Below are 10,571 nucleotides of genomic sequence, written 5' to 3' on the forward strand. Positions count from 1 at the left end.
CTGTCGGCGTTCGCCGATATCGAACACCGTCCGGCGATACCGTCGAACGGTGAAGTTGACTCGAGTGGTCGAGACATCTGCCACGGTCGCCGCGACGCGGTCGAGGAAGGTCAAGACTGCTGCCCTGCGCGCACTGCTGGAACAGGCGACTCCCGAAGAGGTCGAGCCTGTGGTGTCATGGTTGTCCGGTGTGCTGCCGCAGGGACGCATCGGCATCGGGTTCCGCACACTCACGGCGTTGCAGGCGGCACCCGCCGACGATCCGACTCTGACGGTGACGGAGGTCGGCACACTCGTCGACCGCATCGCGGGCCTGTCCGGTCCCGGATCGACCGGACTGAGAAAAGAACTGCTGGCGGACCTGTTCACCCGCGCCGCTGCACACGAACAGGCCTTCCTGGTGCAGCTGCTCGGCGGGGAGCTCCGCCAGGGCGCACTCGAAGGCGTCATGGCCGACGCCGTGGCAGCGACCGCGAAGCTGCCGACCGCCGCCGTGCGACGCGCGGTGATGCTCTCGGGGCAACTCCCCCGCGCGGCGGCCGCTGCGCTTGCCGGTGGGCTCGACGCCCTGTCCGCATTCCGACTCGAGCTCGGGCGCCCGATCCGGCCGATGCTCGCGGTGCCCGCCGAGTCCGTCGAGTCGGCGCTCGACGAGTTCGCCGGTCAATGCAGCGTCGAGTACAAGCTCGACGGCGCACGCATTCAGGTGCACCGCGACGGCGACTCGGTATGGGTGTTCACGCGGACTCTGCGCGAGATCACCTCGTCGGTACCCGAACTCGTCGAGCTCGTTGCCGCGCTGCCGTGCCGCAGTGTGGTGTTGGACGGAGAGACGCTCGCTCTCACCGATTCCGGGCGACCACGGCCGTTCCAGGAGACCATGAGCCGCTTCGGGGCGAGCACGGCACGCGAACTCCTCCTCCACCCGTACTTCTTCGACTGCCTCCATCTCGACGGCATCGATCTGCTCGATCTTCCACTGTCCGAACGCCTTACCTCGCTCGATCGTGTCGCGGGTGCGCATCGGATTCCGGCGGTGGCCGCCCCGGACCGGGCTGCGGCGCACGCTCACCTCGATGCCGCCCTCGAACACGGTCACGAGGGGATCATGGTCAAGTCCCTGGCGTCTCCGTATCTGGCCGGTCGCCGCGGCCACGCGTGGCAGAAGATCAAACCCGAGCACACGCTCGACCTGATCGTCCTCGGTGCGGAATGGGGCTACGGGCGCCGCACCGGGTTCCTGTCCAACCTGCACCTCGGCGCCCGCGACCCCGACGGCGGTCCCCCGATCATGGTCGGCAAGACCTTCAAAGGGTTGACCGACGAACTGCTGCGATGGCAGACCACCCGGTTTCCGGACTTCGAATCCCACCGTGACGACCACACCGTGTACCTGCGACCAGAGGTGGTCGTGGAGATCGAACTCGACGGTGTGCAGACCAGCACCCGCTATCCGGGTGGTGTCGCGCTGCGCTTCGCGCGGGTTCTGCGCTATCGCCCCGACAAGTCTCCTGTCGACGCCGACAGCATCGACGCCGTCCGGGCCCTGCTTCCCGCCCGAGGAACGGACACGACAGCGCAGGAATAGCATGGAGGCCGCGAAGGAGGGCCTGTGTTCGGTATCCAGATGACGACGGTGACGGACCCGTCCGAGAAGTTGCGTGCGCTCGTGGACGGTCGGCGCATCGCGGTCCTCACCGGAGCCGGGGTGTCGACAGATTCCGGGATCCCCGATTACCGAGGGCCCGATTCACCGCCACGCAACCCCATGACGTTTCAGCAGTTCGTCGGCGACCCGGTGTTCCGCCAGCGCTACTGGGCGCGTAACCACATCGGCTGGCGCCACATGGATGCAGCGCGACCGAATGCCGGTCACCGCGCGGTCGCGGCGCTCGAACGGAGCGGAACCGTCGTCGGCGTCATCACCCAGAACGTCGACCTGCTGCACACGAAGGCGGGAAGCCGTCGAGTGATCGACCTGCACGGCTCGTACGCCCAGGTCCGGTGCCTTGCATGCGAGAAGCGCCTCTCACGGTTCACGCTGCACGAACGGTTGTCGGCAGCGAACCCGGGCTTCGAGGAGCGAGCCCACGGCGTCACCGGTCTCGAGGTCGCTCCCGATGCCGACGCTGTCGTCGCCGACACCGGCGATTTCGTTGTCGTCGACTGCGACCGATGTGGCGGAATGCTCAAACCCGACATCGTGTACTTCGGTGAGATCGTGCCGCGTTCCCGCGTCGACGCCGCCTTCGAACTCGTCGACGACGCGGATGTGCTTCTCGTCGCGGGAAGTTCACTCACCGTGCAATCCGGGCTCCGCTTCGTCCGTCGCGCGGTAGCACGGGGCGTCCCGGTCGCGATCGTGAATCGTGGCCCGAGTCGCGGAGACACCCACGCGGCGGTGAAGGTCGACGCGGGTGCTTCCGAGATTCTCAGTGCACTGGCGGAGCGTTAGATACGCACCAGATCGTCGGCGTGCACGACCGGTCGTTGCAGATCCTGCGGCAACTGCCGCGTGGAGAAGCCGATCATGAAGTCGAGCTCGCTCGGGTCGTAGGCCACGACACCACGCGCGACAGTGCGTTCGTCCGGCCCGACGAGCGCAACAACGTCGCCGGCGTGGAAGCTACCACTCATCCCTGTGACCCCGGCCGCGAGCAGCGACCTACGTCGTTCGACGACCGCGCGCACTGCCCCCGCATCGAGATGCAGGGTGCCGACGGTGTCGGCGGCGTGCCGAACCCAGAAGTGGCGGGCCGACATTCGCTCGGGACGTGCAGCGAAGGCGGTGCCCACATCGGCAGCGCCCAACGCCTGTGCGGCGTCCGACGCGGCGGCCAGCAGCACAGGCACCCCGGAGTCAGCGGCGAGGCGGGCCGCGGAAAGTTTGGTCGCCATCCCACCCGTTCCGAGTGCACCACCCGAGCCGGCGACGACGCCGTCGAGATCCTCCGGGCTGTTGACCTCGGGGATCAAGGTGGCGTCGCCCTTACGCGGATCGCCGTCGTACAACCCGTCGACATCCGAGAGGAGGACAAGTGCGTCGGCGCTGGTCAGGTGCGACACGAGCGCGGCGAGACGGTCGTTGTCGCCGAACCGCAACTCGACCGTCGCGACGGTGTCGTTCTCGTTGACCACGGGCACCGCACCCAATGACCGGAGCCGGTCGAGGGTGCGCTGCGCGTTGCGATGCTGGGTGCGACGGGCGATGTCGTCGGCAGTGAGAAGCACCTGACCGACTGTGCGGTCGTACCGGGCGAACGACGTCCCCCACGCGTGCGCAAGGGCGAGTTGCCCCACGCTCGCGGCAGCCTGTTTGGTCGCGAGGTCGCGAGGTCGCGAGGTCAGACCGAGCGGTGCCAACCCGGCACCGACCGCGCCCGAGGATACAACCGTGACGTTCGAACCGGCCCGCATGCGCGCTTCGAGGGCGTCGACGAGTTGATCGAGGCGTTCACGGTCGAGACCACCGGACAGACTCGTGATGGCCGACGATCCGATCTTGACGACAATGCTGCGTGCGGAAGCGATGACCCCGCGGGTGTCGCTCACTGTTCTCCTCGGTTCAGAATTCGTCGTCGTCGGTTGCGAGTCCGCGGCGGACCTTCTTCGCGTGGCGACGTTCGGACGCGCCGACGCGATCGGTCTGGTCGAGGCGTGAATCGGTGCCACGGCCCGTGGGAACGACGTCGACACCCGCGTGCGTCTGCGGTTCCCATTCGAAGCTGACGTCGCCGATAGTGACATGGCAACCGGGTTGGGCACCCTGTTTGACGAGTTCGTTCTCGACACCGAGCCGTGCGAGACGATCGGCGAGATAACCGACGGCTTCGTCGTTGTCGAATGCGGTCTGACGTATCCAGCGCTCCGGGCGGGTACCGCGCACGATGAATCCACCCGGTTCGTCCGGGTCGGCAACGACGCTGAACCCGTCCTCGTTGCGAGCGACCGGACGGATCACAGGGCGCTTCGGCGCGGCAGGCGGGTGCGCCACACGATACTCGTCGACCATCTTCGCCAACGCGAAAGTCAAGGGGCGCAACCCTTCTCGACTGACAGCCGAGATCGTGAACACAGGCCATCCACGAGCTTCGAACTCCGGTGTGACGAACTCTGCGAGTTCGGCGGCTTCAGGCACGTCTGCTTTGTTGAGGATGACGATGCGAGGGCGCTCGGAGAGTTCCCCGAGGCTGCTGTCGCCCGTGAGGGCAGGTTGATATGCGGCGAGTTCCGCTTCGAGCGCGTCGACGTCGGAGATCGGGTCGCGACCCGGATCGAGGGTCGCGCAATCCACGACGTGCGCGAGCACGGCGCACCGCTCGAGGTGGCGCAGGAAATCGAGTCCCAGGCCGCGTCCTTCGCTGGCGCCGGGGATGAGCCCCGGCACGTCGGCAACGGTGAACGTCGTGTCTCCGGATTGCACCACGCCGAGGTTCGGAACCAGGGTGGTGAACGGATAGTCGGCGATCTTCGGCTTCGCAGCGGACAGCACCGACACGAGCGAGGACTTACCCGCTGACGGGAATCCGACGAGACCCACGTCGGCCACCGATTTCAGTTCGAGGACGAGGTCGAGTTCCTCGCCTTCCTCGCCGAGGAGCGCGAAGCCGGGCGCTTTGCGCGCGCGCGAGGCGAGCGCGGCATTGCCGAGCCCACCTCTGCCGCCGTTCGCAGCAATGTACTGGGTCCCCGCGCCGACCAGGTCGGCGAGTACGCGGCCGTCCTTGTCCAGGATCACCGTGCCCTCGGGCACTTTCAGTACGAGATCGGATCCGTTGGCTCCCTCGCGGTTGCCACCGGCGCCCTGAGCACCGTTCTTTGCCGCGGCATGCTGATGGAAGTGGAAGTCGAGCAGAGTGTGCACGCCTTCGTCGACCTCGAGGATGACGTCGCCGCCGCTACCCCCGTTACCGCCGTCGGGACCGCCGAGGGGTTTGAACTTCTCTCGGTGGACAGAGGCGCAGCCGTTGCCACCCTTGCCGGCGCTGACGTGCAGCACTACCCGGTCGATGAAGCGGGACATGGTGGACCTCTCTCCGAACGAAACTACCGATGAAACAAGCAATAGGGGCGGGTCAGGGTGTGCGACCCTGTCCCGCCCCTATTGGGAGTATGTCGCGAGAAGGCTCTCGCGGTGTCCTTATCGGACGGCTGACTCAGGCGTCTGCCGTGACGGGGACGATGTTGACGGTCTTGCGACCACGCTTGCTGCCGAACTCGACAGCACCGGCCTCGAGAGCGAACAGCGTGTCGTCGCCGCCGCGTCCCACGTTCACGCCCGGGTGGAAGTGGGTGCCACGCTGACGCACGATGATCTCGCCGGCGTTGACGGACTGACCGCCGAAACGCTTGACGCCGAGTCGCTGTGCGTTCGAATCGCGACCGTTACGGGAGCTGGATGCGCCCTTCTTGTGTGCCATGACGAACCCTCCTGGGGTTGGAAGCCGAAGTTCGAGTTACTTGATACCGGTGACCTTGACGACCGTCAGCTTCTGACGGTGGCCCTGGCGCTTGTGGTACCCGGTCTTGTTCTTGAACTTGTGGATGCGGATCTTCGGACCCTTGGTGTGCTCGACGATCTCGGCGGTGACCGAAACCTTGGCCAGCGCATCGCTGTCGGTGGTCAGCGCGGACCCGTCGACGACGAGGACCGGAGCAAGCGAGACAGCCGTGCCGGGCTCACCCTCGATCTTCTCGACCTTGACGAGATCGCCCTCAGCGACCTTGTACTGCTTACCGCCGGTCTTGACGATCGCGTACGTTGCCATCGGACGGCTACCCCTTGCTTCTTCGAACGTGCTCGCGTCACAGTGTGCGACACGACTGGTCTGGTGTGGCTGCTGACTCGGGTCCCGCCGACTTCCTGAATCCAGGCGCAGCTGGGCTGTATCGCCGAGTAGCGACTGTGCAAGATTACGGGAAGGTGACTACCAGGGTCAAACCAGGTGTGGCTGACGCCGGGTCGCCGCGCGGCGACCCGGCGTCAGCGGGTCACACCTCGGCGTCGACAGGCGGACCCGCAGGACGTCCCGCAGCGCGACGACGACGCGGTCGTCGAACGATCTCCACCGCGGTTGCTCCGTCGTCCGACGGCGCTGCCGGCTTCGGCGCAGCAGGCTCCGGTGTGGCCTCGGGCGTAGGCACCGACACCACGAACACCCGGGGTTCACCTGCATCGTTGTCGACCGGTGCCGCCGCTGCCCGCGACACCCTGCGGGCACGCCGACGGCGCGGAGCCGGCTCGGTCTGCTCGGCCGCGGGCATCGTGTGCTCGGGCTGCGCGACCTTCTCGGGCTGCGCGACCTTCTCGGGCTCGGCCTTCACAGGCTCGGGCCGCTCGGTGCGTTCGGGCTCGGCGGGAGCCTCCGACTTCTCTGTGAGATCGGCCACGGGCCTGCCGGAGGCCTCGGACGGCTCATCCGGCTTCGTTTCGACGTCCGGCTTCTCCGCGACCACAACATCCGCGACCACCTCGACGGCGACCTTGTCGGCGTCCGGAGTCGACTCTGCAGTCGTTTCGGTGTCGTCGTGCGTGTGGTGTGCAGCCATCGCCAGCGCCACCGGATGCGCTGCACGCTTCGCGGCTTCCTCCGGGTCGGGAGCGGGCGTCGGGGCCGCAGCGGCGGGCTCGGCCACAGGATCCGCCTGCTGGTTGCTCTTGTCACGACCACGCTTGCGACGAGACCCTCCGCCTTGCGACGAACGCCCGGAGTCCTCGGCGGGCTTCGACTCGATCGGCTCGGAGTGCACGATGATGCCGCGTCCCTGGCAATGCTCACACGTCGTGGAGAACGCCTCGACGAGCCCGGTCCCGAGACGCTTACGCGTCATCTGCACCAGGCCGAGCGACGTCACCTCCGAGACCTGATGCCGGGTGCGGTCACGTCCGAGTGCCTCGGTGAGCCGACGCAGCACGAGATCGCGGTTGGATTCGAGCACCATGTCGATGAAGTCGACCACGATCATGCCGCCGATGTCGCGCAAGCGCATCTGACGCACAACCTCCTCGGCAGCTTCGAGGTTGTTGCGGGTGACGGTCTCCTCGAGGTTTCCGCCCGCTCCGGTGAACTTGCCGGTGTTGACGTCGACCACGGTCATCGCCTCGGTGCGGTCGATGACGAGGGTCCCGCCCGACGGCAGCCACACCTTGCGGTCCAGTGCCTTCGCGAGCTGCTCATCGATCCGGTGCGCACCGAAGACGTCGACCGACGACTCCGACCGGTAACGCTCCACCCGCGGAAGCAGGTCGGGCGCAACCGTACGGATGTAGCTCTCAACGGTGTTCCAGGCCTTCTCACCTTCGATGACCAGCTTGGAGAAGTCCTCGTTGAACAGGTCGCGGACGACCTTCACGAGCAGGTCCGGCTCCTCGTACAGCGCCTTCGGCTGGCCCGATCCGTCGGACTGCACCTTGTCGGCCTGTTCGCGGACGGCTTCCCACTGCGACTGCAGGCGCGCGACATCGCGGGCGAGTTCGTCCTCGCTGACGCCTTCCGCGGCGGTGCGGATGATCACGCCGGCATCGGCCGGGACGATCTCGCGGAGGATGTCCTTGAGACGCTTGCGTTCGGTGTCGGGCAACTTACGGCTGATACCTGTCGACGAGCCGCCCGGCACGTACACGAGGAATCGTCCGGCAAGGCTGATCTGCGTGGTCAGGCGTGCGCCCTTGTGACCGACCGGATCCTTGCTGACCTGCACGACCACCTGGTCGCCCGGCTTGAGGGCCTGCTCGATCTTGCGGGACTGGCCACCGAGACCTGCCGCTTCCCAATTCACCTCACCGGCATAGAGCACGCCGTTGCGGCCGCGGCCGATGTCGATGAACGCGGCCTCCATCGAGGGAAGCACGTTCTGGACCCGGCCGATGTAGATATTGCCGACCATCGAGGCCGATCCGGCGCTGGTCACGAAGTGTTCGACGAGGATGCCGTCCTCGAGCACGGCCACTTGGGTCATGCCGACGTGCGGTCCGTCGACCTTCTCGCGGACGACCATGACGCGCTCGACCGACTCGCGGCGGGCGAGGAACTCCGACTCGGTGAGGATCGGCGGGCGCCGTCGTCCGGCCTCGCGACCATCGCGTCGACGCTGACGCTTGGCTTCGAGGCGGGTCGACCCGCTGATGCCCTGGACCTCGTCCTTCACGGCACGCGCCTTGGTCCGCGGTTCCCGCTCGTGGACGACGGTGTTGGGCGGATCGTCTTCAGAGGCGGTCTCGGCGGTATCGCCGGTACCGCGGCGCCGACGACGACGTCGACGACGACGCGACGCGCCGTCGCCCTGGGTGTCGTCTCCCGAGGCGTCCTCGGACTCCTCCGACGTGCTGTCCTCCGCACCGTCTTCCGCAACGGTCTCGTCCGTGGTGGTCTCCGCCGCCGGAGCGGCGGTCTCCTCGGTGCCCCCACTCTCGGAGTCACCGGGCTTCGCCTGGTCCGACTTCTCACGGTCGGGCTGCTCGGCGGACTCGTCGTCGTGCTGCTCGTTCTCGGCGCTGTCGCCGCGGCCACGTCCACGGCCACGGCGACCACGGCGACGACGACGGGGATGCTCGTCCTGCTCGTCGCGATCCTCGGCCGGAGCGGACTCCGTCGACTCGGCGGTCGCCTCGGTCTCCGCCGCGGTGTCGGTGGTGGCTTCGATGGGCGTAGCAGCCTCTTCGGCCGCCGGGCCGGCAGTGCCACGACGGGCGCGACGGCGGCGTGGACGGGTTTCGCCTTCCTCCTCGGCCGAGGGAGCCTCGGGCTGGAGGAACAGCGGTGCGGCGACCTGCTCGGTCGACCGGCCGGGCGCGGGTTCGGGCATCTCGAACAGCGGTGTGGCCTCCTCGAGGGAGGTGAACAGTCCGGTCGGTCCACCCACGGAAGTCGCGGCAACGGACTCGGTGGCTGCGGCGACCTTCGTGTCGTCGAGCTCGAGGGTGGTGCCCGCGGGCGCCTCGTCGGCGGCAGAGGTCTCTTCGACGGCTGGGTACTCGTCGACTGCTGGTGTCTCGACAACCTCCGGTGCCTCGGCGGCCTCGGTCTCGACCGGCACCTGCGCCTGTGGGGCCTGTTCGGTCGGACTACTCAACGCTGCGTGCAGGTCCTCTGCGGCCTCGCGGGGCAGCGTCGAGTGGGCGCTGCGTAGCTCGGTGCCGAGCTCGGCGGCCTTCGCCATCACCTGCTTGCTGGTCAATCCGAGAAGCTTGGCAAGAGCATGCACGCGGATCTTCGCGGGCAGGTTCAGGGCATTCGCCTCGGTTGAATTGTTCTCCTGCGGCTCTTGATCGGCCACGTAAGTCTCCTAAGACCCCCGGGCGCGTCCATCACCGCGAAAAGGCGATGTGAGCGGCCACACGGGGGCGCTGCTTGTGTACTCGCGCAGTGAGCGCGAGTTCTTCGGGTCTCGCATCACTCGGTCGTCCAGTGCCCGTTTTCACTGCACGGCCGAGCGGTGCCTGGCTTGATCGCAGATCGAGCGCCGGTGCATCCAGCGTGCGGCCGAGCGAGGTATCTCCTGCGTTCCTCGGCCACAGCGATGTCGGGCATCGATCCGTGATGTCTTCGGTCGTTCCGCGCGGGCTCGTGCGGTACAACCTTCCTCAGTATCCCACACAGGCATGCACAGATACGCCAACGGCGCCCCGAAGGGCGCCGCCGAGCACGTTCAGAAGAGCCGAAGGCCTACACGGAGGCGAGTGCGGGGAACCACAACGCGATCTCTCGCTCTGCGGATTCGACGGAGTCCGATCCGTGGACGAGGTTTTCCCCGGCTTCGAGTCCGAGATCGCCACGGATCGAACCCGGGACGGCCTTCTCGACAGGGTCGGTGCCGCCTGCAAGCTGGCGGAACGCGGCGATCGCGCGGGGCCCTTCGAGCACCGCGGCGACCAGTGGGCCGCCGGTGATGAACTCGAGCAGTCCCGGGTAGAAGGGCTTGCCTTCGTGCTCCGCGTAGTGCGCCGCCGCGATGTCCTCGGTGGCGGTGCGCAGTTCGAGAGCAGCTATGTTCAGTCCCTTGCGCTCGATGCGCGACAGGATTTCTCCGACATGACGGCGGGCGACGCCGTCGGGCTTGATGAGTACCAGGGTCCGCTCAGTCACGGAGCCAGCGTAGTGGTTCAGCCTCGCTGGCCGGGAAGCAGACCCCGCTGTTCACGCTCCTTGATGTCTTTACGCAGGTAGAGGAGGTACGCCCAGACAACGCAGAACAGGACACCGATCGCACCGAATGCGAGGTCGATGAAGAAACCGAGCACCGTCAGAACCTGCAGGGCGATGTTGAACGGGATCGCCCACGACCGGCCTTGGACGCCCGCACCGAGGAACATCAACACTGCGAGCCCCACGACGCATCCGGTGGACACGGCCGTCAGTCCGCCGCCGAGCGTCGCGATCACCGGGAGTACCAACAGCACGACGATCGCCTCGAGCACGAGTGTGCCGGCCATGACCCCGCGGAATCCCTTCCACGGGTCGGTCGTCGGTGGGAGGAACTCCGAGCCCTGAAACTTCGAGGTCTCGGCACTGCCCTCCCCCGCCGTGTTGCCGTCGGGAGTCTCGGCGTTGTCGCCTGACGTAGGGTTATCG

Annotated in this window: 9 protein-coding genes; 2 read left to right on the forward strand and 7 right to left on the reverse strand. The window is 67.2% G+C overall.

Going from position 1 to position 10,571, the window contains the following annotated elements; all coding sequences use genetic code 11:
* Window positions 1–49 precede the first annotated feature (49 nt).
* Window positions 50–1,588, forward strand: a complete 1,539-nt coding sequence (locus ACZ46K_RS21745) for an ATP-dependent DNA ligase (RefSeq protein WP_464744734.1) — start codon at window positions 50–52, stop codon at window positions 1,586–1,588.
* Between the two features lie 39 nt (window positions 1,589–1,627).
* Entirely contained in the window at window positions 1,628–2,455 is an 828-nt protein-coding gene (locus ACZ46K_RS21750; protein WP_054810964.1) for a Sir2 family NAD-dependent protein deacetylase, read from the forward strand.
* Here ACZ46K_RS21750 and proB read toward each other — a convergent pair.
* The 7 genes from proB to ACZ46K_RS21785 form a co-directional block, all read right to left on the reverse strand.
* Window positions 2,452–3,552 (reverse strand): glutamate 5-kinase, encoded by a 1,101-nt coding sequence (proB, locus tag ACZ46K_RS21755; protein WP_464744736.1) that lies wholly within the window; start codon window positions 3,550–3,552, stop codon window positions 2,452–2,454. The two genes, ACZ46K_RS21750 and proB, sit on opposite strands and share 4 nt — an antisense overlap.
* A gap of 13 nt (window positions 3,553–3,565) precedes the next feature.
* Window positions 3,566–5,023, reverse strand: coding sequence for a GTPase ObgE (gene obgE / locus ACZ46K_RS21760; protein ID WP_464744738.1), 1,458 nt, complete (start codon window positions 5,021–5,023; stop codon window positions 3,566–3,568).
* 133 nt (window positions 5,024–5,156) lie between these two features.
* Entirely contained in the window at window positions 5,157–5,420 is a 264-nt protein-coding gene (rpmA, locus tag ACZ46K_RS21765; RefSeq protein WP_054720124.1) for a 50S ribosomal protein L27, read from the reverse strand.
* 36 nt (window positions 5,421–5,456) lie between these two features.
* On the reverse strand, window positions 5,457–5,768 hold the full coding sequence (gene rplU, locus ACZ46K_RS21770) for a 50S ribosomal protein L21 (RefSeq protein WP_054720120.1): 312 nt from the start codon (window positions 5,766–5,768) through the stop codon (window positions 5,457–5,459).
* 223 nt (window positions 5,769–5,991) lie between these two features.
* Window positions 5,992–9,276: a translation initiation factor IF-2 N-terminal domain-containing protein gene (locus tag ACZ46K_RS21775; RefSeq protein WP_464744740.1), complete on the reverse strand. Its 3,285-nt coding sequence runs from the start codon at window positions 9,274–9,276 to the stop codon at window positions 5,992–5,994.
* 389 nt (window positions 9,277–9,665) lie between these two features.
* A complete protein-coding gene (ndk, locus tag ACZ46K_RS21780) occupies window positions 9,666–10,085 on the reverse strand; it encodes a nucleoside-diphosphate kinase (protein ID WP_054807123.1) in 420 nt (139 codons plus the stop codon).
* A 17-nt stretch (window positions 10,086–10,102) separates the two neighbouring features.
* Entirely contained in the window at window positions 10,103–10,432 is a 330-nt protein-coding gene (locus ACZ46K_RS21785; RefSeq protein ID WP_464749433.1) for a DUF4233 domain-containing protein, read from the reverse strand.
* Window positions 10,433–10,571 lie beyond the last annotated feature (139 nt).

Source organism: Rhodococcus sp. JCM 9793 (genome assembly GCF_055380405.1).

Excerpts from the sequence above, each read along its gene's own strand:
- ACZ46K_RS21750 (WP_054810964.1), top strand. The coding sequence starts at position 1,628 with ATGACGACGGTGACGGACCCGTCCGAGAAGTTGCGTGCGCTCGTGGAC.
- rplU (WP_054720120.1), bottom strand. The coding sequence starts at position 5,768 with ATGGCAACGTACGCGATCGTCAAGACCGGCGGTAAGCAGTACAAGGTC.
- rpmA (WP_054720124.1), bottom strand. The coding sequence starts at position 5,420 with ATGGCACACAAGAAGGGCGCATCCAGCTCCCGTAACGGTCGCGATTCG.
- ACZ46K_RS21785 (WP_464749433.1), bottom strand. The coding sequence starts at position 10,432 with ATGGCCGGCACACTCGTGCTCGAGGCGATCGTCGTGCTGTTGGTACTC.
- obgE (WP_464744738.1), bottom strand. The coding sequence starts at position 5,023 with ATGTCCCGCTTCATCGACCGGGTAGTGCTGCACGTCAGCGCCGGCAAG.